Annotated in this window: 23 protein-coding genes; 4 read left to right on the top strand and 19 right to left on the bottom strand. The window is 64.6% G+C overall.

Translation table 11 applies throughout. The annotated features are described in order from the left end of the window. Window positions 1-51: 51 nt before the first annotated feature. The 4 genes from LMG28727_RS01085 to LMG28727_RS01065 all read right to left on the bottom strand — a co-directional run bounded on the left by LMG28727_RS01085 (window position 52) and on the right by LMG28727_RS01065 (window position 3,604). Window positions 52-1,629 carry an FAD-binding oxidoreductase gene (locus LMG28727_RS01085; RefSeq protein WP_201640472.1) on the bottom strand — a complete coding sequence of 526 codons (1,578 nt, stop codon included), beginning with the start codon at window positions 1,627-1,629 and terminating at the stop codon, window positions 52-54. Window positions 1,630-1,794: 165 nt separating this feature from the next. Further along, a complete protein-coding gene (locus LMG28727_RS33945; protein WP_236591552.1) occupies window positions 1,795-2,895 on the bottom strand; it encodes an anti-sigma factor in 1,101 nt (366 codons plus the stop codon). Then, on the bottom strand, window positions 2,895-3,449 hold the full coding sequence (locus LMG28727_RS01070) for an RNA polymerase sigma factor (protein WP_201640471.1): 555 nt from the start codon (window positions 3,447-3,449) through the stop codon (window positions 2,895-2,897). The genes LMG28727_RS33945 and LMG28727_RS01070 overlap by 1 nt, the downstream gene beginning before the upstream one ends. A gap of 14 nt (window positions 3,450-3,463) precedes the next feature. Further along, entirely contained in the window at window positions 3,464-3,604 is a 141-nt protein-coding gene (locus tag LMG28727_RS01065) for a hypothetical protein (protein WP_201640470.1), read from the bottom strand. A gap of 383 nt (window positions 3,605-3,987) precedes the next feature. Here LMG28727_RS01065 and hfq point away from each other — a divergent pair, with 383 nt between their 5' ends. Then, window positions 3,988-4,497: an RNA chaperone Hfq gene (gene hfq / locus LMG28727_RS01060; RefSeq protein WP_201640469.1), complete on the top strand. Its 510-nt coding sequence runs from the start codon at window positions 3,988-3,990 to the stop codon at window positions 4,495-4,497. Window positions 4,498-4,673: 176 nt separating this feature from the next. Here hfq and LMG28727_RS01055 read toward each other — a convergent pair whose 3' ends face one another. After that, a complete protein-coding gene (locus LMG28727_RS01055; protein WP_201640468.1) occupies window positions 4,674-4,853 on the bottom strand; it encodes a hypothetical protein in 180 nt (59 codons plus the stop codon). 117 nt (window positions 4,854-4,970) lie between these two features. Here LMG28727_RS01055 and LMG28727_RS01050 point away from each other — a divergent pair, with 117 nt between their 5' ends. Then, a complete protein-coding gene (locus LMG28727_RS01050; RefSeq protein ID WP_201640467.1) occupies window positions 4,971-5,159 on the top strand; it encodes a hypothetical protein in 189 nt (62 codons plus the stop codon). A 358-nt stretch (window positions 5,160-5,517) separates the two neighbouring features. Here LMG28727_RS01050 and LMG28727_RS01045 read toward each other — a convergent pair whose 3' ends face one another. The 14 genes from LMG28727_RS01045 to LMG28727_RS00980 form a co-directional block, all read right to left on the bottom strand. Next, window positions 5,518-6,240: a DUF2968 domain-containing protein gene (locus tag LMG28727_RS01045; RefSeq protein ID WP_201640466.1), complete on the bottom strand. Its 723-nt coding sequence runs from the start codon at window positions 6,238-6,240 to the stop codon at window positions 5,518-5,520. 47 nt (window positions 6,241-6,287) lie between these two features. Continuing rightward, complete coding sequence (locus LMG28727_RS01040) at window positions 6,288-7,679, bottom strand: sigma 54-interacting transcriptional regulator (protein WP_201640465.1); 1,392 nt, start codon at window positions 7,677-7,679, stop codon at window positions 6,288-6,290. Between the two features lie 10 nt (window positions 7,680-7,689). Continuing rightward, window positions 7,690-9,465 carry a TadG family pilus assembly protein gene (locus LMG28727_RS01035; protein WP_201640464.1) on the bottom strand — a complete coding sequence of 592 codons (1,776 nt, stop codon included), beginning with the start codon at window positions 9,463-9,465 and terminating at the stop codon, window positions 7,690-7,692. A gap of 1 nt (window position 9,466) precedes the next feature. Continuing rightward, window positions 9,467-9,895: a DUF3613 domain-containing protein gene (locus tag LMG28727_RS01030; RefSeq protein ID WP_236591551.1), complete on the bottom strand. Its 429-nt coding sequence runs from the start codon at window positions 9,893-9,895 to the stop codon at window positions 9,467-9,469. Window positions 9,896-9,996: 101 nt separating this feature from the next. Beyond that, window positions 9,997-10,908, bottom strand: a complete 912-nt coding sequence (locus LMG28727_RS01025; RefSeq protein WP_201640463.1) for a tetratricopeptide repeat protein — start codon at window positions 10,906-10,908, stop codon at window positions 9,997-9,999. Window positions 10,909-10,918: 10 nt separating this feature from the next. Continuing rightward, window positions 10,919-11,923 carry a type II secretion system F family protein gene (locus LMG28727_RS01020; RefSeq protein ID WP_201640462.1) on the bottom strand — a complete coding sequence of 335 codons (1,005 nt, stop codon included), beginning with the start codon at window positions 11,921-11,923 and terminating at the stop codon, window positions 10,919-10,921. Window positions 11,924-11,925: 2 nt separating this feature from the next. Beyond that, window positions 11,926-12,969 (bottom strand): type II secretion system F family protein, encoded by a 1,044-nt coding sequence (locus LMG28727_RS01015; RefSeq protein ID WP_201640461.1) that lies wholly within the window; start codon window positions 12,967-12,969, stop codon window positions 11,926-11,928. Beyond that, entirely contained in the window at window positions 12,962-14,362 is a 1,401-nt protein-coding gene (locus LMG28727_RS01010) for a CpaF family protein (RefSeq protein ID WP_201640460.1), read from the bottom strand. The genes LMG28727_RS01015 and LMG28727_RS01010 overlap by 8 nt, the downstream gene beginning before the upstream one ends. A gap of 2 nt (window positions 14,363-14,364) precedes the next feature. After that, on the bottom strand, window positions 14,365-15,609 hold the full coding sequence (locus tag LMG28727_RS01005) for a fimbrial protein (protein ID WP_201640459.1): 1,245 nt from the start codon (window positions 15,607-15,609) through the stop codon (window positions 14,365-14,367). 132 nt (window positions 15,610-15,741) lie between these two features. Beyond that, the gene (locus tag LMG28727_RS01000; protein WP_201640458.1) at window positions 15,742-17,160 is read right to left on the bottom strand and encodes a type II and III secretion system protein family protein; all 1,419 of its coding nucleotides are present in this window, start codon (window positions 17,158-17,160) and stop codon (window positions 15,742-15,744) included. Between the two features lie 41 nt (window positions 17,161-17,201). Further along, window positions 17,202-18,146, bottom strand: a complete 945-nt coding sequence (gene cpaB / locus LMG28727_RS00995) for a Flp pilus assembly protein CpaB (RefSeq protein WP_201640457.1) — start codon at window positions 18,144-18,146, stop codon at window positions 17,202-17,204. 139 nt (window positions 18,147-18,285) lie between these two features. Beyond that, on the bottom strand, window positions 18,286-18,837 hold the full coding sequence (locus LMG28727_RS00990; protein ID WP_201640456.1) for a TadE/TadG family type IV pilus assembly protein: 552 nt from the start codon (window positions 18,835-18,837) through the stop codon (window positions 18,286-18,288). Then, window positions 18,834-19,361 carry an A24 family peptidase gene (locus LMG28727_RS00985; RefSeq protein ID WP_201640455.1) on the bottom strand — a complete coding sequence of 176 codons (528 nt, stop codon included), beginning with the start codon at window positions 19,359-19,361 and terminating at the stop codon, window positions 18,834-18,836. The genes LMG28727_RS00990 and LMG28727_RS00985 overlap by 4 nt, the downstream gene beginning before the upstream one ends. Before the next feature lie 140 nt (window positions 19,362-19,501). Beyond that, window positions 19,502-19,681 carry a Flp family type IVb pilin gene (locus LMG28727_RS00980; RefSeq protein WP_201640454.1) on the bottom strand — a complete coding sequence of 60 codons (180 nt, stop codon included), beginning with the start codon at window positions 19,679-19,681 and terminating at the stop codon, window positions 19,502-19,504. Window positions 19,682-20,338: 657 nt separating this feature from the next. Between LMG28727_RS00980 and LMG28727_RS00975 the strand changes: the two genes are divergently transcribed. Then, window positions 20,339-21,907, top strand: a complete 1,569-nt coding sequence (locus LMG28727_RS00975; RefSeq protein WP_201640453.1) for a collagen-like triple helix repeat-containing protein — start codon at window positions 20,339-20,341, stop codon at window positions 21,905-21,907. A gap of 188 nt (window positions 21,908-22,095) precedes the next feature. Further along, window positions 22,096-23,502, top strand: coding sequence for a collagen-like triple helix repeat-containing protein (locus tag LMG28727_RS00970; protein WP_201640452.1), 1,407 nt, complete (start codon window positions 22,096-22,098; stop codon window positions 23,500-23,502). Window positions 23,503-23,720 lie beyond the last annotated feature (218 nt).

The following is a 23,720-nucleotide window of genomic DNA, read 5'->3' as shown; positions in this document are numbered from 1 at the left end:
TAGCAGGTAGCGTGAAGGCGGTCGCCCGAACGCCGTCGCCCATCGCCGGATTCAGGTATATCCTCGCCGGTCGCGCCATGCTTGCGGCCAGATGCCCTGCTTGCCCGGCGCGAGAATGCCGTTCGGGTCGAGCGCATCCTTGATCGTTTCCGACAGCCGCAGCGACGCGCCATCGTTGAAGCTGTACTGGGCCGCCGCAAAATCCATGTAGGCGAGATGCGCACGGTATTGGCCATAGCCCGCGGCGCGCGTATCACTCATCAGCGAACGCAGCAGCGCGCCGGCCTGCTCGACCTGGTTCGCGTCGTCGCGGTCGAAAATCGCCGCGAATATGTGATGCAGATGACGCACGCCCGCCGTGAAGCCGCCGTAATAGTCGAAGCCGTATTCGGCGGCGCGGGTCTTGATCATCGTGTATTGACGCAGCGCATCGCGCCCGGTCGCCGGACAGATCGGCGCAAAGTCCACGTGCGCGCCCGCGCCGCCGCGCCAGTCGAGCATCCGGAACGCGGTCATCGCGGGAATGCCGGCGAGGTTGCGGTCGCCGCCGCCGGCCGGCTGCGCGTCGCCCGCATAGCGCGTGGCGAACAGCTTCGCCTGCGGTACACGCTCGAAGGCGCGCTGCACAATTCGCTGCCGCGCGTCGATCAATTCGGGCGTGCCGTACAGCGCGTAATGCAGATTCCAGCGGCCGACGTTCAGCTTGTCGAGCATCGCGGCCACCGCGCTCTCCGGCATCGCCCCCTTGCCTTCGTACCACTGCGCGCGCGCCGACAAACCTGCCGCTCGACGCAAGCCGCCTTCGATCACCGCGTGGTTGCCGATCGTTGCGTCGAGCCGCAACGGCCGCAGAATCTCGACAATCGCCTCGAGATCGGCTTCATGCCGGAACTGGATTTCGCCGAGCAGATACGCGGGCGGCGCGGGCATCAGCCAGACACCGAGTTGGGTGACGATGCCGTAGTTCGACTGCATGAACATGGCGTCGAACGAAGGGCCGTAACCCGGTTGATAAAGCTGCCACGCGGTGCCGGTTTCGATCCCGCCCATTCCGGTGCGCACGATGTCGCCATTGGCCAGCACCACTTCCATCCCGCATTGCGACGCCGCGTGATCGCCGTACGCGGTGTAGCCGAAGCCTCGTTCGAGTGTGTTGCCAACCACGCTGCCCCAGCCGGCTGCGGGCGGATCGACCCATAGCCGGTAGCCTTTGTCGCGCAGATGCGCGTAGAGGTCGAAGTAGCTCACGCCAGGTTCGACCCGCGCGTAGGCGAGCGCTTCGTTGACTTCGATGATGCGGTTCATCCGCTGCAAGTCGAGCACGACCGATCCGGACAGACGCGGTGCGGCGCCACCGTACGCGAAGTTGCGTCCGGTGGAGACCGTCCATAGCGGAATGCGGAATTCGTTGGCGATGCGCAGCACCGCGCGAATTTCATCGACCGAGGCCGGCAGCAACGCGGCGCTCGCGGAAAAGGCTGCGCGTTCGCCGGGCACGAACGGATCGCGATAGGCGGCCAGCCCGGCTGGCGAAGTGACGACGTGAGCCTCGCCGACGACTGCGCGCCAACTGGCGAGCGCGCGGTCGAACTGCGCAGCGGAGAGGGTCGGCGGCAACGGGGTGGGCAAGGCGGTTTCCTTTGCGGTCGGGGTGTGCGAGCGGCTGGGGTGTTTGCTGATCGGTTTGCTGATCGGTTTGCTGATCGGTTTGCTGATCGGTTTGCTGATCGGTTTGCTGATCGGGTCGCCGATCGGTTTGCCGAGCAGATCGCTGATCGGTTTACCGATCGCACGCTACTGCCACGACTCCGGTTTTCCACCCAACGCGCTGCACACGTCGATGGCCATCGAGCGCAGCTTGTCTTCCGCGATCGCACCGGATAACGCATAACCCATGCCGTCGCTGATCCAGTAGAAGGTTCGCCGGTTGCCGTCGCGGAACAGGCGGAACGCGGTTTCGTCGCGCGTGATGCCGGTCACGTACAGCGTGAGGCGCGCGCCCTTCTGATTCTCGTACATGAATTGCGCAGCGGGGCCCGCTTCGCCAGGCAACAGCCGCCCTCCCACCAGCGAGTAGCCGTATTCCTGCAACGACGGCACCGACAGTGGCCGGTTCAGTCGTTTGGAGAGCCAGTTGATCAGATGCTCTTCGTCACTGGCCGCCACTTCCACCGGATGACGCCGCTCCGGCGTGTACACCGCATAGGCAATATCCGCGCGCTGCGCGAAGCCCGCAGGCTGGCCGCCCAGGCCGCTCCACGCGCCGCCGGTCAGGCGCGGCGCGAGCGGCCCGAGGACGAGCGCGAGCCCTGCGCCAAGCGCCAGCCAGCAGGCGGCGATACCGACGCGTTGCCACCACGGCACCGGACGGCGAATGACGATGAAGGCGGGTTCGGTGGCGGGGGTATCGATGGCGCCGATGGTGTGGTTGTCACGAGAGGAATCGGCGTGACGTTGATCACGGGCGGGGTGTTCTTTATCGCGGTCGTGGTGGTCGTGGTGGTCGCTGCGGTCGTGGTGATCGCTGCGGTCGCTGCGTTTATCGTCGTCGCTGCGAATGTCGCGATCGTCGTGCCCGGCGCTAGCGTTACGCTCGTGCCAGTCACCCCGCGCGCCGGATTCGCCGTACCCTTCGCCGTACCCGTCAGCCTCGCCCAACTCCCCGTGCCCAGCAACCGCCGCACTGTCACTCCGTCGCGGCAACCCGCATAAAACCCGCAGCGCGGCCTTCTGCGCGCGCCACGCCGCCACCTTCGCCGCCGCCTGCGGATGCTGCGCGAGCATCGCCTCGACTTCGATGCGCCGGGTTTCCGGCAACTCGCCGTCGACGAACGCCGACAGCGCTCGCAGATCGAGCCCCTCGGGCAAGCTGTGATCGTAGTCGTCGTTATTCATCACGGATTTCTCACTACTTTCAACGGCGGAGCCTTACGCCCCGTCCCAGGCGCACTCCCCTGAGCCGCTCCCTGCGCAGGCCCTTCGGTCAGCAGTACGCGCATATGCTCACGCGCGCGCGACAGCCGCGACATGATCGTGCCGATCGGCACGCCCAGCGCACTCGACGCTTCCTGATAAGACAGCTCCTCCACGCCGACCAGCAGCAGCACTTCGCGCTGTTCGACCGGCAGGCAATACAGCGCCCGCTGCAGATCACGCAGCACCAGGCCGTCGACCTCGCCATGCGGCGCTTCGAGATTGCGCCACGGCGCGCTCTCATCGTCGACGGCAATCTCGCGGCGGCCGCGCAACTGGTCGATATAAAGATGCCGCAGGATGGTCAGCAGCCACGCCCGCAGGTTGCTATTGGGCCGGAACGCAGACCAGCGCGCAAGCGCGCGCTCCGCCGTATCCTGTACCAGATCGTCGGCCCACGCGCGGTCGCCCGTCAGTGCGCGCGCATAGCGGCGCAACTGCGGGAGCCACGCAATCACTTCTGCTTCAAATGTCACCCGTGTATCGATGCCTAGTAACCGCCACCACTGCTATTGCCGCTGCTGCCCGACGCGGTACTGTCGGTCGCGGAAGTGCACGCGCTGGTCGCAAGCGAGCCGAACGCAAGCACCAGCAACACGCAAACTGCGGAAAAAATGCGCGATATCGTCATGATCAGTCTCCTGATGAACATTCGGCTGGACGCTGCCCGATCGGATGACCTTCCGCTGTCAGTCACCTGTCAGGTCACCGAACGGCCACACGCGGAATGCAGCATCGCCATGCATGACTTAACGCCGGCAGGAGCTGATTTATTCCGCCGACAGTCAGACCTTTCTCCATCTTTTTTCCGCCAGCGTTGCGGGGATCGCCTGGGGAGGCAGGCAGAACACGCCATTCGTCCGCAGATTCGTAACGCAACGTTACAGTCAAGAGTAATCAGATGCTTATGTGTCCCCAAGCCGGTATAGTGGACGCAGTTCGCCCACCGACGCGCTCTATCCCCACACAGGGTAGAATTGCGGCGAACCACCGTCTTTCTAACCTGAATTGTCCATGGCTTCCGCAGAATCGCACCCGCAAAACGACTTTATGAACGCTGCGCGCAAAGAACGAAAGCGCGTCGAAATCTACCTCGTCAACGGCATTCGGCTGACCGGGTGCATCGAGTCGTTCGATCAGTACCTGGTGATGCTGCGCACGCCTGTCGGCCTGCAAGGCATCTACAAGCGCGCGATCTCAACCATTCAGCTCGACACCGGCACGCGTCCGGCGCCGCGCGCGGGTCGTCCGTCGCATGGCGAGCACAACACGCGTGGGCCGCACGGTTCGCGTGAACCGCGCGAGCATCGTGAACCGCGCGAGCCGCGCGAGTCGTATGGCGCGCCGTCGTCAGACCGCCCGCCGTCGGAGCGCAGCGGCAACAGCACGTCGGATGGCCCGGTGGTCGTCACGCGTCGCCGGCGTCTGTTCGGCACGGGTGGTGGCGATGGTGGCAACCACGGTGGCGGCAGTCACGGCGGTGGCAATCACGGCAACGGCGGCAACGGCGGCAGCCACGAATAAATCGCTTCAGCAGCGCTCGGTCATGTCGTTCGATAATGCCGATTACATCAGCTATCACGACAACCCCGCCTGGCAGGTTATTCCGCTAAGTGACCGAGCCGCTGCAAAACCCTCTCCAGTTCGTCCCCCTACTCTGTCTCAGCTTCAAATCCGCGTGTGAGCGCTCGCGAGCGGCGTCAGTCGTCCATGGCATCCAGCGCGCGCAGCACAGGCTGCTTCGTTACCCAATCCACATTCTCCCGTTCAGCGTCGCCAACGTGCGAGGCGCTCAGGCGCAGCACGTCCAAAGGCTTTTTCAGGTCCTTGTGATCCACTGAAACGAAGCGGTTTGCGTGCGCGCAGACGAACGAGCTCATAGTCTCGCTGTGAAGAAAATGCTTACGACGCAGCGTCCTATGTCATTCGGACGATATTCGCCGGCAAGGACTATGCGCTATGCTGAACCAATCGACCTTCTTCTAACGGAGCACGTCATGACCAGCAAGAAGCATCCTGAAGCTCAGTCTGCTAAAACTCCGCCGCCTGTCGATTCCGTCGAAAGCCGCCTTGACGAAGCGCTGGAGGAAAGCTTTCCCGCCAGCGATCCAATTGCCATCGATCCGGTTGAGCCGCGTAAAACGACCGCAAAGGAACCCTCTTCGGAGGGGAAGAAAAAGCGTTAGTGGTTGGGTTTGCGGCTAGTGGTTTGCGGCGCCGGGGCGCACATGCGAAAGCGTCCGTTAGGTAAGCGGACCTGCGCAACAAACGAGGAATGTGGGTGCTACAGAAACCGGTGACAAGCCCGCCACCCGGACAGCCGACTGCCACCAGAGTAAAGCGCGCTTCCGCAAAAAATAGCCGCCTCGAGTCGATAAACTCGCGGGGCAGGCTAGGCGCTGCGCAATGCCTACCAGGAACAGACGGCAACGCGATCATCACCACCATCGCGCTACAAACCTGATAACCCAGCAATAGAGTCAGGCGGACGTCGCTGTTACCACCGCTGCGCCCGCCCTGGTTAGCCCGTTTTCAACAACACATTCAGTGCGGAGGCAGGCCGGTTTCCAGTTCACGCTGCAACTCGCGCACCTGGCGCTGCGCGGCACGCAACTGGTCTTGCGCGACGGTCTTCTGCTGAGCCAATGCCGTAGCCTCGGCGCGGGTTTGCTGCTGCTGGCTCGCCACGATGCTCTGCTGCTGACGCGCAACGTCGATGTCGGCCTGCAGGCGGTTCGCGCGATCTTGCGACAATGCGATCATGCGTTGCGTGAAGACCTTCTGCGCCTCCAGCTGCGTACGGCGAATCTCCACTTCCGACAGCTGCACGGTCTGGCGCACGAAGTCCTTATAGATCAGTTCCGCGCGCGTTGCGTCGTCGGTCTTGATCACGCGCCAGAAGTTTTTCTGCTGGAACAACGCGACGTAGAACGTCATCTCCTTACCGTAGAACAGCAAGCTCGCACCGTAGCTGCCGTTGTAGGTAGTGCGCAATTCACTGAGGTCCGAACCGCGAATCATTTGCTGCAATTCGGCCACATTGCCTGCGGCAGACTGCTTGCTTTCGTCGGGTGTCAACGCACTGGTGTCGGTCTGCCCGGCTTGCGATATAGAGGTGGAGGGCAACGCCGTGGTGGTGCCTGGCTGGGAAACGACGCCAGCGTTAGCGCCGCTGGCTTGCAGAGCCTGAGCATTCACGCCTTGAGCGGCTCCCAATGCGACGAATGCGGCAAACGCAATCTGTCGTAGTCTCGACTTTCGGTCCATGTAATTCCTGCTCGAACAGTTTTTGTTTTAGTAAAACGGGCTAATTATTACTCACTTTCGCGCGTTTCGGGCTCTTCATCGAAAATTTGGTACTTGCGCATTTTCTCCCACAAAACCTTGCGGCTGATGCCCAGATAGAGCGCCGTATCCTGGCGACGCCAGCCGTTTGCATCGAGCGCGGCAAGCACGCGGTTGCGCTCCGCCATGTCCCATTTGCTGCGGTCCACCAGCACTTCGGCGGCGCTTTCCGCGGGCACTGGCTGACTGCTGCGCGCGAGCGCCAGCAGGCGTTGCAGCCGAGCCGCATCCCACGCGCCGATCTGCCGCACCGTCACGCCGATCCGTTCGGCCAGGTTGCGCAACTCGCGCACGTTGCCCGGGAAATAAGTGTCCGCGACAGCGTCCGCGAGCCAGTAAGGCAAATCGGGCAACGCGGACAGTTTTTCCTGGCCGACCACCTGCGCAATGAATGCTTTGAAGATCGCGATCTTGTCGACCGCGCCGCGTTCTTCGAGTGACGGAATCTTCAACTCGATCACCGCGAGCCGGTAGTACAGATCGGCGCGAAACGTGCCGTCCTTCACCAGTTGCGGCAGATGCTTGTTGGTCGCCGCCACCAGCCGGAAGTCGAGCTTCACCGGCGCGGCCGAACCGATCCGCGTGACCGCGCTGTCTTCGAGCACGCGCAACAGTTTGACCTGCTGATACAGCGGCAGATCGCCAATTTCATCGAGGAACAGCGTGCCGCCGTCGGCCTGCTCGAAGTAGCCTTTGTGGGCGACGACCGCACCCGTGAACGAGCCTTTCGAGTGGCCGAAAAACAGTGACTCGAACAGCCCGTCCGGAATCGCGCCGCAGTTCACCGCGACGAACGGACCCTGCCCGTACCGGCTGTGTTTTTCATGCAGCAGTTGCGCGATGCGCTCCTTGCCGACACCGGTTTCGCCATGCACCAGCACGCTCGTATCGCAGTCGGCGAAGGTGTCGACTTCGTGCAGCAACGCCTGCATGCATTCCGAATTCGCGATCATCGCGTCGGATTCATGCGTCTTGGCGCTGTGCGCGCGCATTTGCAGCACCAGCTTCATCACCATGCCGCGCAATTCGGCGCAGGTGAAATCGAGCGGCAGGATGTGCGAATACTCGGATGGGTACGCAGCCGGATCGTGCTCGCGCGGCGCGGCGCCGACCCACACCACCGGGATACCGTGCGCGGCCTGCCAGTCGCGCAAGATCAGCGCGCCGCTGTCGATCACCGAGACACTGATGATCGCAAGCGACGGCCGCAACGCGGTCCGTTCGGGCGAGATCGCAATATCGTCGGCACGGATCACTTCGACGTCGAAGCTCGCCATGCAACGCGCGACCCGGTCGACGATGTCGGCCTTGCCCTCCCAGACGTAGATATCGAGTTCCTCGATTTTGGTGGTCGTTCTCATCTTGGATACGCTATTGGACCAGTTGCGCGACGCCGCACGTCAGCGCCTGATTATTGACGGTGGCCGTGCCGACCTGAACGCCAAGCAGGGAGAGCACCGGGACAAGGACGGAATCGAGCAGATTGAAAATGGGGGTGAGCACCGGATTCAGAGCGTTGGTCAGACCGGACAGGATGGTCGAGAGAATGTCGCCCAGAAAGTTGCTGCCGAGCACCGTGATCTTCAATACGTTAGGCAGTGCCGTGAGCAACGTGCCGGTCAGATTGCCCACGTCGCTGCCAAGCTGGTTGGAATTAATGGTCTGGCTCGTTTTGAAGCTGCCCGTTGAGCCGTTGAAGTACAACGTCTGCGGGGCGGGCGACAGGCTCAGCCAGCCGGTGCTGCCCAACCCCAGGGTGGCAACATTGACCCCGAGCACCGAGATACTGGCCACATTGATGGAACCGCTGCAGGATGCATTCGACGCCAGGCACACCGACGTGATGCTAGGCGTCACCTTGATGGCGGCCGTCGTTGCCGCCTTGGTGCTTTCGCAATCGACCGAGGTCAACGTTGCATTGCCCCCCGCAACCTTCAGCGACACGACCAGCGGCGTGCTGAACGCCGACACCTTTGCGACGAACAGGTCCAGTGGCTGCAACCCCACCGGCAGCAAAGTGACGGTCAGATTCGCCGCTGCCGTGCTCGCCTGGATCGGCGGCGTCAGGCCACCCTCGCCTACCGCCACCACCGGCGGGTTGATGAGCTGCAACGAAATTCCCGCGACCCCGGTCAGTCCGCCCGTGAGGTTGATCACGGGCGCAGTGCCGTTCGGGTTGTATTGCGAGATCTGCGCGGCTGCCACGACAGTGTTGAGCACATTGACCGTCGCCGTCGCCGCGGAATCGGGATTGGACAGCCCGAGCGAAAGCAGCCCGGGCGTCGAACCGCTGCCGCCCAGCGTGATGTTCTGGCTACCAGGCACGTTGACGGCCAGCGTCTGCAGAATCGTCGCGTTGACCGTGTCGCCGCCGCTCTGCAACGCCTTCGCCATTGCCACGACAAATTGCTGATAGGTCACCGAAGTAGCCAGCAGCGCTTGCATCGAACCTAGATTGAGCGCTGTCATCAGATCGCCCAGTTTGATGTTCGCTGCCGCGATACTCTGCGTGTCAGCGACGCTAAGCGCGATTTTCGAGCCCAACAGCCCGGTCAGAATCGCATTCAGCAGCGCCGACTGCTGCGTGTTGATGGTCGCAACACCGGTGCCGAGCGAGAACTGGTCGATGTTGGTCGTGTAGGCGGTCGCGGTTGCTGAAACCGTGCGGCCCAGATTAGGGAAAGACGGCGCCACGAAGAACGGCTGCACGAACTGCTGGGCCTGCACCTGCACCGCGTTGAGCGGCGTACCGTCCTTGTTGAAGGCCGGCGCGCCCGTAGTCCAGCGTCCGCAGTTCGTCGTGAGCGTGGTCGTTTTCGCGGGCGTGGAGTCGACCGCGAAGCCGTTGGCCAGCGCGGTCGCCGTCGCGGTGTTACGGGCGCCGGTGCAACCCGCGGGCATGCTGACCATTTGCACCGCCGCCATCGCCGCCATGTCGGCAGTGCGCTGCAACTGCCGGCGCACGAAATAGATATTGCCGATATCGATCGCGCCGAGCAGCACCACCGCGAGGATCAGAAAGATCGCCGCGAGCATCGCGACGGCGCCCCGCTGACGGCGTGCGCCACCGACGCGCCGCCAGCGCGGCCGGTGCGGCCGACGCATATGGCCAGCATCAACCGTCGAGCACGATGGCTGCCTGTTCATGTCAGTTCAAGCCGCCAGTATTGCCCGCGGCGCCGCCGCTTCCGCCACCGCTACTTCCGCCGCCACTCAACGCCGAACCATACAGATCGGGAATCTTGCTGTTGAACGACTCCATGTAACGCCGATAGGCAAGTCCGGCTTCCGTGCCCAAGGTCGGCAACATCGGCGCGGCCTGCGTGTTGCTTCTTTGCAGATCGAGCCACGCGCGGGTCGAATGACCGATTTCACTGACCAGAACCACCGGCTGCGCGTCCTGCGCCGATGCCTGAGCCGCGTCCTGCGCCGATGCCTGGGCGGCCCCCTGAGCTGGCTCCGCGTCCGCAGCCGTCTGCGCCACGGCCAAAGCCGGGGTCCCGAGCACGACGGCCACCGCCACACCGAAGCACAGCATCGATGCGTTCCAGCCCCGTGTCATGTTTGTCTTTGTCATTTTTTTCTCCCTGAATGCCTGATGACTCACTGCCTGCTTCTCCGCTCTGCCCGCTTCTCTGCCGATTCGCGCGGCCAGCCCACCGTCTTCCAACCCCCCGTTCACTGCGAAAAGCGCTGCAACAGACGCGGTGCGGGCTCGATCCCTTGTGCGCTCGCCACCGTTCGCGAGTCGCCGCCCGCGACACCGGGGGCGCCTGTGTCACGGGCGACACCGGGGCCGCCGGACACCTGCGGCGCTGGCTGGACCGCCGCGCCGCGCGACTGCACACGCGCCGCCGCAGCCACTTTCGCCGCGTCGGTATGAAGCGCCGAGCGCACATCCGCGGCGAAGTTCTGCTGATTCATCACCGCCTGCGCCTGAGCCTGGTCGCCATTGGCCAGCAGATATAGCACCACATTGCTGACGATCTTCGGGCTCTTCTGGTCGAGTTCGGCCGCCTTCATCAACGGGACGCGCGCACCGTCGATGTCGCCGGCGCGCAGTCTGGCGTAGCCGAGGTCGGACAACGTGACCGGGTCGGTTGGCGCGAGTTCGGCAGCCTGTTGCAGCTCCTGCGCGGCGAGCGCGAAATCGCCGCTCGCGCCGGCCACGAGACCTAGCCCGCGATGCCCGCGCGCCGCAAGCGGCGTCTTGATGAGCTGCCCATAGGCCTGGGCCGCCGCGGCCGGCTGATCGGTCATACGCAGCGCGTCAGCACGTAGAACAATCGTGTCGGGGGTCACGCCGTACTGCTTTTCGTACGCATCGATATGCGCGAGCGACGCAAAGTACAGCCCCTGCGATTGCATCTGGTCAATCAGGCCGAGGTACATGCCGGGGGTATCGGGCGCCGCGTTCTTGTCGGACTGCTGCGCCATCATTGCGCGCTCGGCCTGCTCGCCGATCCCGTAGCCCGACGCTCCTCTGGATGCGCACGCGCCCAGCAGCGACAACGCCACGAGCGCCACGGCGCCGCGCGCAAAGCCGCGGCCGCGGTGCATCCAGTCATGAGTAGATAAGCGGTGAATCATCGATCGGTCCTCAATGCTGCGACACGTGCAGCGAATTCTTGACTGCCAGCACACCCGGCCCGGCGGTCACGATCATCAGTGCGGGCAGCAACGTGACGATCATCACGCCCGTCATCTTCACGGTGAGACGCCCAATGCGTTCGCGCAGCATCGCGCGGCGCATTTCACGCAAGCGGTCGCCGAACTGCTTGAGCGGCTCCTGCACCGCGCCGCCATGCCGGTCGACCTGCACCAGCAGCCGCACGACCGCGCGCAGGTCTTCGTTGTCGTAGCTCTGCGCCAGGCGGTTGAACGATTGTTCGCGGGTACGGCCGGTGACGAACTGGCGCTGCGCGATTTCGAGTTCGCTCGACAGCACCGGCAACATGCCGCGAAAATCGCTGACGACGACCTGCAATGCCTGATCGAGCGACAAACCCACGCCTTGCAACAGGCGCAGCAGATCGACCAGCAGCGGCAATTCATTGACCACGCCATTGCGACGCCGGCGGGCGCGTCGCGCGAGGATGAACTTCGGCAGCATGAAGCCCACGATCGCCGCGCCCACCACGAGCGTCACGTAACGCGGCCCGCTCACGTGCCCGGTCGCGAGCATGCCGGCGACCACCGGCAACAACACCGCCCCCAGCATCCGCAACGCGAGGAACAGGCCGCGCGTGCGCGTATCCACGAAACCGCACTGTTCGAGCAGACGGCGCTCTTCCTCCGCCACCACCTGACGGCCGAACGGCGTGTCGAGCCAGCGAACTCCGGCGTGCGCGAAACGTTCGAGCAGCCCCTTGAAACCCTTCGGCTGCACGGGCCGGGTAGCCTTCGCGTTCGCTTGCGCGCCATCTGCGCTGCGCGACGCAGCGGCGAGCGCGGCGCTTTGCAGCGCCCGTTCGTCGAGCGCGTGGCGCAGCGTACGTTCGCTACGCCGGACCGCCGCCACGCGCGCCAGCACCAGTCCGGCAAGCAGCAATACCCCGACCGAGGCCAGAGCGAGCGCGATTGCAACGAGTTGATGCGCTTGCATGATCAGTCCTTCAGGCTCGATAGACGGTAGAGCAGATACGCTCCGAACACCTGCAAGCCAAACGCCAGATAGACGAGTTGGCGGCCGGCCGGATCGAACCACATCGACGCGAAGTACTTAGGATTGGACAGGATCAGAAAGCCGCCGATGCCGACCGGCAACGCCGCCAGCACCCACGACGACAACCGCGTTTCGGCCGACATCGCAACCAGCTCGCGCTCGGCCTGTTCGAGATCGCGCATGAACGACGACATGCGGTCGAGCATCACGTCGGCGCGTCCACCGTATTTCACCGACAGGCGCAACACCGCACCGACCAGTTCGAATTCGCGCACGCCGTAGATCGTGGCAACCTGGAACAGCGCGCGATCGATTTCGACGCCGCTGCGCAGCATTCTCGACACATAGTCAAGACACTCGCGCAGCGGCGCGTCGGTGGTTTGCAGCGCGGCCTGGAAAGCGGCGGGCACGCTATTGCCGAGCGTGATCAGCCGCACGATGCCGTCCAGGAACAACGGCAACTGCCGCACGATCAACTGACGGCGCTTGTTCACGCGCATCATCAGCAGGAAATAGACGAACGCCGCACCTGCGAGCAGCGCGACGCACGCGCCCATCAGGCCGCCCAGCCTGCCAGCCCAGACGCCCAGCGCCAGCATGCAGACCACGACGACGGTGACCGCGCGCTTCGCGTTGCCGATGCCCGCGCGGGCCATCACGTGTTGCAGCATGAAGCGCGCGCGCGCCTGCAGATAAGTCCAGCGCGCGAGCCAGTCCGCGTCGGCGGCCGGCGCCTGTGGCGCGATCAGTACCGCCCCCGCCGCGCGTGCCTGGGCCGCGCGCGGCGCGGCACCGGCAGCTGGATTAAGGCCCCCCGTCATGCCGCCGCCTGCCGCGACAGCGGGTGCGGCAGACGCCATGCGGCTGTCGATATAACGCTCGACGATGGCCTGGCCTTTGCGTTGCGTACCGCGTTGCCATAGCAGCAGCGCAAGCGCCGCGCATAGCAGCGCGAGCGCCACGAAGACCAGTACTGCGCTAGACATTGAAGCCTCCGCCAAAGCCGCCGCCCGACCCGCCAAAGCCGCCGCCGAAACCACCGCCGCTGCCGCCAAAGCCCGCGTTGCCAAACGCATTGTTCGGCTCGGTACCGCCCAGCGCCTGACGGAAGCGCGCGAGCTTCGGCGAATGCGGATGAATGCCCAGCGACACCCAGTTGTCCAGTTCCTCGCCTTCGGCGTTCACGATCGGTTCATAGCGATACAACTCCTGGCTCGCGATGATGTTGTCCGACAGACCCGTGACTTCGGTGATCGACAGAATCCGGCGGCGTCCATTGGAGAGCCGGCCGATCTGCACGACGAAGTCGACTGCGTTGGCGATCTGCCGGCGCAGGCTCGACTCGGTGCCCTGGAAGCCGGCGAAACCCGCCAGCATTTCGAGCCGGTACAGACACTCGCGCGGCGAACTCGCGTGCACGGTGCCCATCGAGCCGTCGTGGCCCGTGTTCATCGCCTGCAGCATTTCGAGCACTTCACCACCGCGCACTTCGCCGACGATGATGCGGTCCGGGCGCATCCGCAGCGTATTGCGCAGCAGGTCGCGAATCGTCACCACGCCCGCGCCGTCGAAGCCGCCCGGACGGCTTTCGAGCCGCACCACATGCGGGTGATTCAGCGACAGCTCGGCGGTGTCCTCGATCGTCACTACGCGCTCGCCTTCGGGCACGTGAAACGCCAGCGCGTTCAGCAACGAGGTCTTGCCCGAACTCGTGCCGCCCGACACCAGCACGTTGCAACGTGCCGCCACCGCTGCTTGCAGCAGTGCGCCGATTTCCGCGCTGTAGGTGCCGTTCGCGAGCAGATCGTCGGGCCGCATCGGATCCTTGCGGAATTTGCGGATCGACACGATGGGCCCGTCGATCGACAGCGGCTCGATCACCACGTTCACGCGCCCGCCGTTCGGCAAACGCGCATCGACCATCGGATTCGATTCGTCCAGCCGCCGGCCGATCGGCGCGAGAATGCGCCGCACGATGCGCAGCAGGTGCGCGTTGTCGGCGAAACGCACCTGGATGCGCGTCAGGATGCCGTGGCGCGACACATACACATCGTTGTAGCCGTTGATCAGAATGTCTTCGACGGCCGGATCGGCGAGCAGGTCCTCGATCGGACCGAAGCCGGCCAACTCCTTGGTCAACGCCTCGGCGATCAGGCGCACTTCGCTCTCGTTGATCGGAATCCGGCGCAGCCTCACGAAGCTGTCCATCTCCAGATCGACGAACTGGTTGATCGCGTTACGCGACCAACGGCCGAACTCCGAGCCGAGTTCCTCGATACGCGTCAGCAAATGTTCGTGCGCTGCGTTCTTGATGTCCTGGAACTGCTGGCTATGCGCGAACGCAGGCGCGTCGTCGGCAAATTCGATCTCTTTTGCCATCTCTATGACCGCTTTTGAGTAGTAGGAATAAAGCGTTTGAGCGCACCGAAGGCGGTCTTGCCGCCACGCGTCTGCGCGCTATCGCGCTGCGCGCCGCCAAGCTGCTCGATCAACGGCTCCAGCGCACGCACATACGGGTCGCGCGCGGCGACGTCGGCCAGCAGATGCCCCTGGTTGACCGCTTGTCCGAGCGCGACACGGCGTTCCGGCAAGGTGGCGAGCAGCGGAATTTCCAGGCGCTGCGCGATCTGTGCGGCGGCGAGCCCGAGATCGGCGTCGAACTTGTTGACGATCAGCTTCACGTTGGCGGTATCCACGCCCTCTTCGCGCAACGAATCGAGCACGCTGACCGCCGACACGATCGACGCCACGCCCTGATCGCACAGCAGCCACACTTCGTCGGAGGCCTGCACGACATGTGCGATGAACTCGCTGTTCGTAAAACCGCCGAGGTCGATGATCTGCTGGTCGAAGAAAGCACGCAGACGGTTCAGCAACCCGATCGACGACGAGTACGACACCTCGCGCATATCGGCGAGATTGGGCGGCAACGCGGTCAGCGCGAGGCCGCTCGAATGATGCGACAACGCGGTATGCACGAAGGTCTGATCGAAGCGGCGCAGGTTGCGCACGGCTTCGACGAAATTGAATTCGCTGCGCGTGTTCAGCAGCAGCGAACCGTCCGACGCAGGCAGGCCGAGATCGAGCAACGCCGCCTTGCGGCCCTGCGCGACATCGCGCCGCTGCAGCATGACGGAGAGATTCGCGGCCAGCGTGCTGACTCCCATGCCGATGCGCGCGCCCAGCAACGCCGTGACCTGGCCGTGGCGGCTGACCGGCTCGACGATATTGTCGAGCACCTGGCGGGTGATCCGCAGCGCGTCTTCGGCGGGCGCGGACAGATCGATGAAATCGCGCACGCCCGCCCGCAGCGCGGCCAGCGCGCTTTCCGGCTCGGCCAGCGAGCCGAGCGCGACGATCTGCATGCCCGCAGACGCCCCGCGCACCGCGCTGACCGCCGCGCTCGCCGCCGCCGCGTGGCCGCCGGAAAAATCGACGAACACCAGCGACGGGTTGAGCGTCGCGATGCGCTGCATCAGCATCGCCGGATCGAGCGTGGCCGCTTCGACCGCGCCGGCGCTCGTCAGCGTATCGGCGAGCCAATGCACGTGTGCGTCGGCTAGCGACGCAAACACGAAATGGTCGGTGACCGCCCGTTCAGTCAATGAATGCGTTCTCGCGTTCATAGTGGACATCCTTTTGCGGCATTGGCGATGAAGCCGCCGCGTCGTACTGCCTGCCGGCGTGCGCACGCGATTCGCACGCGCGCCGGCTCAAAACCGTATGCAACCGGCACGCCCACGGAGCGGCTGCCGGCATCACTTCGAAAAGCCCGGTACGGCGTCGCGGGTCGCCACCACGCCACCGAGCAGCGAACGCCACACCGGCGCATTGCGCTGCTCCGACTGCTCGCCAGGCGTCGTCGGCAAGATGGCGCCCTTCGCGATCGGCGACACCAGATGCGGCGTCACGATAATCACCAGTTCTTTTTCATTCTGCGAATAGTTCAACTGCTTGAAGAACGCGCCGATCACCGGCAGATCGCCGAGCATCGGCACCTTCGACACGTTCGACGCGGTCTCGCGGTCGATCAGTCCGCCGATCACGAAGCTCTCGCCATCGCCGAGTTCGACCGTGGTGTCGGCACGGCGCGTGGTGAACGCGGGCACCGACACGCCGCTGATCGTCACCGCGTTCGTGTAATCGAGCTGGCTCGCCTCGGGCGCCACCTTCAACGCGATGCGCTGCGGGCTCAGCACGGTCGGCGTCAGCGTGAGCCCGATCCCGTACGACTTGAATTCGATCGACGTCGAACCCAGCGCCTGCGGCACCGGAATCGGCACTTCGCCGCCCGCGAGGAAACTGGCGCTCTGCCCGGAGAGTGCCACCAGCGTCGGCTCGGCGAGCACGCGCGCGAGGTTGTTGCTCTCCAGCAGGCTCAGGTTCGCGAACAACCCGTGCGTGGTGGAGTTGAAAATCAGGTTGAACGCCGACGAGATCGGCGAGGTGGACGCCACCACCGGCGCCGCGCCCGCCGTCGCCGACACCGACGTCAACGCAGACGGTGCGAACGAGCCGAACGTAAAGCCGTTGTTGGTCTTGGAGAAGTTGAAGCCCACTTCCTTGAGCACCGAACGGCTGAACTCGACCACCCGCACGTCGACCTGCACCACCGCGCGGCTCGCCACCGTCGAGCTGTCGAACACCGCGCCGTCCTTGCCAACCGCGCCTTCCGCCGCGACCACAGCCCGCTGGTGGGCTTCGGTCGTGGTCGACGAGCCCGACACCACCGCCGTCTTGCCGAGCACCTTCACCGCCGACGTATCGGGTCCGAGCAGCGCTGCCGCCGCCGGCGTGACCACGTTGACCGTGTAGTTCAGCGGCGCGTCACGATCGCGCGTCCAGACCATCAGGCTCGTCGTGCCGGCGGCCTTGCCGACCAGCAACAGACCGCCGCGCTTGTCGCCCTTGATGATCAGCACGTCCGCGACTGCCGGATCGCCGATCGCGACCCGCTGCAACGCATGGCCGATCGCTACCTGCTGCTGCGCGCCGACCGTGATATCGAGGGTTTGCGCGGGCATCGCAAGCGCGGTCTGGGCCGGATCGGCTGACTGGGCCGTATGCGCGGTTTGCGCACGCTGCGCCGGACCGGCTGCGTCAGTCGCAGCCGATACGCCCAGCAAAGCCAATCCAACCCATACCGCCTTTCTGAAAACAAAAATCCGTTCTGTCATGTAGTTATGGAGGCGATTGGCCGCCCGCTCCCTGAAACTTCTTATCGGGCGACCGTTTCGGCGCGCCCACCCCGTATCACTTCGATACCGCTATTTGTGCTGTTCGTGTTCGCCGCGACGCGCGTGGTAGCCGGCACCGGCAGACGCGGGACCGGCGGCAGCCGTCCGCCCGCGCCGCTTTCGCTGCTGCCCGACAGCGCGTCGAGCGCCACGCCCGCTGCGGCGCGCGTCGAGTCCTGCTGGGTAGCCGGATCGCCCGTGTGAGCGGCTGTCTTCAGCACGCCCGGCAGCACCGGCAACACGCTTTGATCGACCACTTCGGCATCCCTCGGATTGCGCAACGCGAAGACCAGACGCCCCGAACTCTCGGCCAGCGTCAGACGGTCCACGTCGGCGACCGGCACCGCGAGCACGGCTGTGCGCACCATGCCGTTAGGATCGCCACCGGTGTCGCCCGTGGTGGTCGCGTTGCCGAACGCCAGCACGCGCACTTTCGACATCAGCAGACGCGCCTGGGTACGATCGATCTCACCGCCCATGCCGTTGCCGTCACGCTTGAGCGTGAAAAACACGTCGACGAAATTGCCGGGCCGCAAGCGGTTGCCCACCGCGTTGCTCTCGTCCACGCGCACGGCAAGCGCACGCTCGCCCGGTTCGATGCGCTCGGCGATCCCCGACGACAGTTGCGATTCCAGCACCGGCGAATCCGCGCCGATCTCGACGCCCGGTACGCGGCCGACGAGTTGCGACGCATCGGTGAATGCGCCACTCGGGTTGATTGGCAGCGATTGCACACGCAACTGATCGGCGGTGATGGGCTTGCCGGGCGGCAAACTCTGGCTCGCCACGACGACCGGGAAGGCCGCCTGCGCAACGGGAGCAACGGGCACCGGCGCTGGACGGCGTGACAGCGACCACGCGAACAGTCCGAGTACGAGTGCCACGGCGATCAGCACGCCGGCAAAAATTTTGGTCAGATTCGGCATGACGATGGGCTGCGTCGGTTAAACACGATCGTCGCAACGATCGCGAACACGGCCATGAGCAAGGCCGCGCACGAGGCCGTGTGATCAGCGCGTGCGGACACGCGCTCACGGTCAGGAAGGCTGGAAGCCGGCGCGTACATCACTGAACGTTCTCCGGGTTAAGTTGGACCATGGCGGTACTTGTCAGCGACGTCGGCACTGCATAGCTCAGCAGCGGCAACGTCGGTATCACCGGATAGGTGGAATAGTCGTACTTGAGCGTCACCGTCACGCAGACCATGCCACCGTTGCAGGTCACCTGGGTCGCCGTGCAATCCATCTTTTTTACGAGTGTGCTGATCATCAATTTCGCTGTCGTACAGGTCCCGTCGGTGCGCTTCTGGATCGCATCGGTGAGGCCCCCGTTGGCCCGCCAGTTCAACGCGGAACGCGCGCCCTCCGATGCCGCGAGCGTGAGGTTCTGCTGCGCCACCAGGATCAGACTGAACATGACGATCGCGTACAGGATCGAGAAGAACAGCGGGAACACCAGCGCGAATTCAATCGCAGTGGCGCCGCGCTGCGCGTGCGCCCGACGCCCCGGTGCGCGCTCGAGCGCTCTGCTTGCGCAATGGGTTGCCGGTCGTGCTGCGCGCCTGGTTTCGGCGCGTCCTTCGATCCGCAAGGCGAGCTGGGTTGGCAGCGGGCTCATCGCGCGGCTCCGCCGGTTGCATTGAGCGCCAGCCACACCATCGCGGCGACCGTGAGGCACGCGGCATACGGCGTGGAGGCCTTGCCGCCCAACTCGAAGGTCGCCCCTGTCAGACGGGCCGACCCCGCAAGCCGTGCGCAACTCGTGCAACTCGTGCGGCTTACGTGCGTCGTAATGAGCAGCCACAGCGCATGCACCCCGGCCGCCAGACTCGCGGCCATCCACAGTCCCAGCAACGCATGCATGCCGCACCACGCACCCAGCACGGCGAACACCTTCACGTCCGCGGCGCCCATCACACCCAGCGCGAAGAACGGCAACAACGCCACCAGGCCGACCGCTGCACCGATGCTGGAATGGAGTAACGAAATGCCAAAGGGCCCGCTTTGAAATAACGCGCAGCCGAATGCCGCCGCTAAACCGGCAGCAATTAATAAATTAGAAATACGCCGGGCGCGGCAGTCGCTAATTGCGACAACCACGGCCCAGGCAATAAATAAAGAAATACCGGCGAAGTTATTCATCTCGCACTCAACAGGCGAAGCAACGCAATGCGAATTGCTATGCAATTCGCATTAATCAATACAACGATGCGTTAAACGGCCGTGCAGCTTGGTGACGTAACGACGCCACCGTGCTTCGCGCAACGTTTAGGGTTTGCCTGTCACGACGATTTCCCGCCGCTGACCGCGTTCGTGATGCTGGTGAAAACGGAAGAGAGCTCGGTGCTCAAGCCGTTCACCGCCCCCACAATGGCCAGTGCGATCAGCCCCGCGATCAGCCCGTACTCAATGGCTGTCACGCCTTTGTTATCTCTCAGGAAGCGTTGTGTGAACTTTTTCATTTTTACCCTCGGAACTTGATTTATTTCGTGTCTTTGAAGCTGCATCAAGCCTCGAGCACTGTCGACGCCACGGCCCCCGGTCTCTCATTTCCTGGTGCCTGGTGTTGCGTCTCAGTAGCCCAATTTGCAGCGGTGCTCACTAAAACGGATGTACTGGTGCAGTCTGTTCGATAACGAACCTCCGTCGTCAATCCGTAATGCTTTTGGGTTTTATAGCCGAACAATCTTATTTAAGCAATTGTCCTAAGCCCGAAACCACAAACCGCCAGCGTTTTGTTCGCCTTACCTGGGTTAACGGCCATTCGCGCTTTTCAGCACATAGGAATAACCACTAGTTAGATTCGCTGCACTAAATAACTGTTTGAACAGAACGTTTGAAGCGCGCGAGCCTTGTGTCTGTATTTGCGTTACGCCGTACATCGTAACGGCGCGCGCGGCTCGTTACGTTACGCGGCTCGCGTCAACGCCCCGTGAAACGCGTTTCAGGAACGGATTCACGCGTCGCGCACACTTCATCGAATCCTCGTCAAGCCCCGCTGCATAAGGTCGAGCGCTGCATCGTCGAAAAATTCTCTGCAATCTTCTGTCGAAATGGCACGGCTCATGCAGAGGTAGGCACGCAGCAACACTCAATAACACATGCGATCCGAGGGCGACATGACCATTCAAACGACCACCACCACAGTACGGGCAACCCTGATTGCGGCGAGCATCGCCGCGATGCTTTCGCTTGGCGCCTGCGGCGGCTCCGGAAGTCTCAGTTCCGGCACCGGCAGCAGCGGCAGCGGATCCGATGGCGGCACACTTTCCACGAACGGAAGCGGCAGCGGTTCATCGGGTTCGGGCGGTTCGGGCTCCAGTTCCGGCACCACCACGACGACCGATACGGGTAGCTCGTCGGGCACCTCGGGGACCTCCGGCACGTCCGGTACGTCGGGCACGTCGGGAACCGGCAGCACCAGCACGACGGTCGCGAATGCGCTCGGCACGGTGACCGACAAGGCCAGTGGTGTGGTCGACGGCGTCGGCAAGACGGTGACGGGCCTCGGCTCGGTGATCGGCTCGCAGACGCTGCCCGGCGTGAGCGCACAAACGACTCAAGCCACTGGCCAGGTCGTGCAGGACGTCGGTTCGGCTGTGTCGACGCTCGCTTCCGGTCTGTCGCAAGGACTCGGTCAACTCGGCACCGGTAACAATGCAGTCGGCACGACGGTGTCGAGCGTGGGCGGCGTGGTCGGCAAGGTCGGCAATGCGGTCACCGACACCGGTACCCTCGTGACGAGCCTCGGCAACGGCGCGCTCTCGCCACTGGCCCCGCTGACCACCCCGCTCGGCGGCGTCGTCAGCACGCTCGGCACGGCCGTCACCAAGGGTGGCAGCACGCTCACCACCGCCCTGTCGACGGGTCCGGTCGAACAGGTCACGCGGACGCTCAGCACCGCGATCACCCCGATTACGTCGGTGCTCGCCTCCACGACCCAAACCGTCGGCACCGCTACGGGTCTTGGCGCACCGGTCAACACGCTGCTGTCCACGGTCGGCGGCGGACTCGGCAAAGCGGGCTCGCTGCTGGCCTCAACGGGTAACAACCCGGTCACGACGGCGCTCGGCCAGACGGTCACCGCAACCGGTACGACCGTCGCCTCGGTAGGCGGCCTGCTCACCGGCGGCACCAGCACCAATCCGTTGACCTCGCTGACAACCGCGCTGGGCGGCCTGACCGGCGGCCTCAGCGGCGTAACCGGCGGCTCCAGCACCAGCAGCAGCCCGCTGGCTCCGGTGACCGGCTTGCTCACCGCCCTGACGGGCGGCCTGGGCGGCGCGGCCGGCGGCACCAGCAGCCCGCTCGCTCCCGTCACCGGCCTGCTGACCACCGTCACGGGCACGCTCGGCGGCGCGACCAGCGGCTCCAGCACCGGCAGCAGCCCGCTGGCTCCGGTCACCGGCCTGCTCACTAGCGTGACGAGCGTCCTGAGCAGCGCGACCGGCGGCACCAGCAGCCCGCTCGCGCCGGTCACCGGCCTGCTGACCACCGTCACCGGCGCGCTCGGCGGCGTCACCACCACGGCAGCGGCCACGACGTCGTCGGCGACCGCGTCCGCCGCGACCAGCTCGGGCACCGGCGTGTCGTTGTCGGCAACCAGCAGCAAAGGAACCTCGAGCAATCCGCTGTCGCCGGTGACTTCGCTCGTCACTGGCCTGCTCGGCGGACTGACGAAGAAGTAAGCGGCCCGCTCGCGATCCTCAGGACTCAAGAAAAAGATGCCATGACCCGGCTCCGGAACGCGGCTTGCGAGCCGCGGCCGGATCCTCCACGCATCCCGCATGACCTGGGCCGCGCCGCTCAGATATCCGTGGCAACGGCGCGCTGAAACATCCGCACACGACAACTGCATGACACAGAGGAGCACACCATGTCCACTCAACGTTTTTTTACTCTCCATGCGGCGTGCGCGACCGTGTCGTCGTTGCGCGCGCCGTTGGTCGCCGTGTCGGTCGCGGTCGCCAGCATGCTCGCGGCCTGTGGCGGCAGCACCGTCAGCGCGCCGCCGACCTCAAGCACCGGTAGTGGCAGCGGCGGCGGCACGACCACCACGGGTACGACGACCATCACGTCGACGGGCACCAGCGGCCTCGCCACCACCGCCGCGAAAACCACCACCGATCTCGGCACCACGATCGCCTCGCAGACCATTCCGGGCCTCAGCCCGCAGGTGACGCAAGGCCTCGGCAGTGCCGTATCGAGCACGAGCGGCACCCTGAATTCGCTCGCCGATGCGGTGAGCAACGGGATCGGCCAGACCGGCACCACTGCGAATCCGGTCGGCACCACGGTCGCCGGACTCGGCTCGGTAGTCAGTTCGACGAGCGGCGTCGTACAAGGATTGAGCACCGCGGTCGGCGGCCTCGGCGCGGGTAATCTTGCGCCGCTGGCACCGGTGACCACACCGCTGGCCGGCGTTCTGTCGACTACGGCAGGCGCACTGAACGCAGGCGGCGCCACGCTCGGCAATGTGCTGGCTTCCGCGCCGGTCCAGCAGGTCACCCAGCCGATCAGCACCGCGATCACGCCGATCGTGCAAACCGCCGGCCTCGTCACGCAAACGGTCGGTACCCAGACGGGGCTGGGCGTTCCGCTGAGCGGAGTGCTGGCGCAAGTGGGCGGAGCGTTGAATTCGGCGGGATCGAAAGTCGGCTCGGCGACCAATAACGCGCTGGGCAGCGACGTCGGCACGTTGGTCAGTTCGCTCGGCAATACCGTGACCAACGCGGGCGGCCTCGTCAATCCGAACGGCCCGAACGGTGCGAATCCGATTCCTGGTCTGATCGTGAGTCTGGTCGGCAGCACCAATGTGAGCGTCGCGAGCGGCACGGCCACCAGCGTCAATCCGCTGAGCCCGCTGCAAAGCTCGCTCGCGAGCCTCGGGCTCGGCAGCAATCCGCTTGGCTCGGTGACGACACTACTCGGCGGCTCGCCGCTCTCCAGCCTGACCTCCGCACTGAGCGGCACGCCGTTGAGTTCGTTGACCTCGGCATTGAACGGTACGCCGCTTGCATCGCTGACGTCGGTGTTGAGCGGCACGACCGGCGCGAGCGGCGCGTCGAATCCGCTGACGACGCTCACGAGCACCCTCACGGGGCTGACGGGCAGTACGTCGGGCGGCAGCGGCGCCGGACAGCTCCTGTCGCCGGTGACGTCGCTGGTCGGCACGTTGACCGCCACGCTCAGTTCGACAGCAGGTTCGACGACCAGCTCGAGCGGCGCGACCAATGGTGTGACGACACTGCTCGGCAGCCTGTTGCCGGTGGGCCATAAGTAGTTAGCCTAAGTATCGATCCGATTGATGCGAGGCAGATGCCGGTACCGTCCGGCGCGATATGCCGTTACCCATCGCGCTGGACGGGCTCTCAACCCGGTCGGTCATGCGTCACGCATCCTCCATCCAACTCATCACGTAGTCCGCTATTTCTCACGCATGCTCAAGCGGCGAGGAGCGCGTGACGTAATACATGCAAGCATGGCAGTATGCGTCGAGCC

Source organism: Paraburkholderia metrosideri (genome assembly GCF_904848625.1).
Lineage (GTDB): Bacteria > Pseudomonadota > Gammaproteobacteria > Burkholderiales > Burkholderiaceae > Paraburkholderia > Paraburkholderia metrosideri.
The sequence above is the reverse complement of the archived record's forward strand: the minus strand, read 5'-3'. Positions and strand labels throughout refer to the sequence as shown.

Bases quoted from the DNA above. Each gene is read 5' to 3' on its own strand.
- LMG28727_RS01005 (WP_201640459.1), bottom strand. From the start codon at position 15,609: ATGAACGCGAGAACGCATTCATTGACTGAACGGGCGGTCACCGACCAT.
- LMG28727_RS01040 (WP_201640465.1), bottom strand. From the start codon at position 7,679: ATGAGAACGACCACCAAAATCGAGGAACTCGATATCTACGTCTGGGAG.
- cpaB (WP_201640457.1), bottom strand. From the start codon at position 18,146: ATGCCGAATCTGACCAAAATTTTTGCCGGCGTGCTGATCGCCGTGGCA.
- LMG28727_RS01010 (WP_201640460.1), bottom strand. From the start codon at position 14,362: ATGGCAAAAGAGATCGAATTTGCCGACGACGCGCCTGCGTTCGCGCAT.
- LMG28727_RS00980 (WP_201640454.1), bottom strand. From the start codon at position 19,681: ATGAAAAAGTTCACACAACGCTTCCTGAGAGATAACAAAGGCGTGACA.
- LMG28727_RS01030 (WP_236591551.1), bottom strand. From the start codon at position 9,895: ATGACAAAGACAAACATGACACGGGGCTGGAACGCATCGATGCTGTGC.
- LMG28727_RS01020 (WP_201640462.1), bottom strand. From the start codon at position 11,923: ATGCAAGCGCATCAACTCGTTGCAATCGCGCTCGCTCTGGCCTCGGTC.
- LMG28727_RS01015 (WP_201640461.1), bottom strand. From the start codon at position 12,969: ATGTCTAGCGCAGTACTGGTCTTCGTGGCGCTCGCGCTGCTATGCGCG.
- LMG28727_RS01055 (WP_201640468.1), bottom strand. From the start codon at position 4,853: ATGAGCTCGTTCGTCTGCGCGCACGCAAACCGCTTCGTTTCAGTGGAT.
- LMG28727_RS00990 (WP_201640456.1), bottom strand. From the start codon at position 18,837: ATGAGCCCGCTGCCAACCCAGCTCGCCTTGCGGATCGAAGGACGCGCC.
- LMG28727_RS01000 (WP_201640458.1), bottom strand. From the start codon at position 17,160: ATGACAGAACGGATTTTTGTTTTCAGAAAGGCGGTATGGGTTGGATTG.
- LMG28727_RS01050 (WP_201640467.1), top strand. From the start codon at position 4,971: ATGACCAGCAAGAAGCATCCTGAAGCTCAGTCTGCTAAAACTCCGCCG.
- LMG28727_RS01045 (WP_201640466.1), bottom strand. From the start codon at position 6,240: ATGGACCGAAAGTCGAGACTACGACAGATTGCGTTTGCCGCATTCGTC.
- LMG28727_RS01035 (WP_201640464.1), bottom strand. From the start codon at position 9,465: ATGAACAGGCAGCCATCGTGCTCGACGGTTGATGCTGGCCATATGCGT.
- LMG28727_RS01065 (WP_201640470.1), bottom strand. From the start codon at position 3,604: ATGACGATATCGCGCATTTTTTCCGCAGTTTGCGTGTTGCTGGTGCTT.
- LMG28727_RS00970 (WP_201640452.1), top strand. From the start codon at position 22,096: ATGTCCACTCAACGTTTTTTTACTCTCCATGCGGCGTGCGCGACCGTG.
- LMG28727_RS01025 (WP_201640463.1), bottom strand. From the start codon at position 10,908: ATGATTCACCGCTTATCTACTCATGACTGGATGCACCGCGGCCGCGGC.
- LMG28727_RS00975 (WP_201640453.1), top strand. From the start codon at position 20,339: ATGACCATTCAAACGACCACCACCACAGTACGGGCAACCCTGATTGCG.
- hfq (WP_201640469.1), top strand. From the start codon at position 3,988: ATGGCTTCCGCAGAATCGCACCCGCAAAACGACTTTATGAACGCTGCG.
- LMG28727_RS33945 (WP_236591552.1), bottom strand. From the start codon at position 2,895: ATGAATAACGACGACTACGATCACAGCTTGCCCGAGGGGCTCGATCTG.
- LMG28727_RS00985 (WP_201640455.1), bottom strand. From the start codon at position 19,361: ATGAATAACTTCGCCGGTATTTCTTTATTTATTGCCTGGGCCGTGGTT.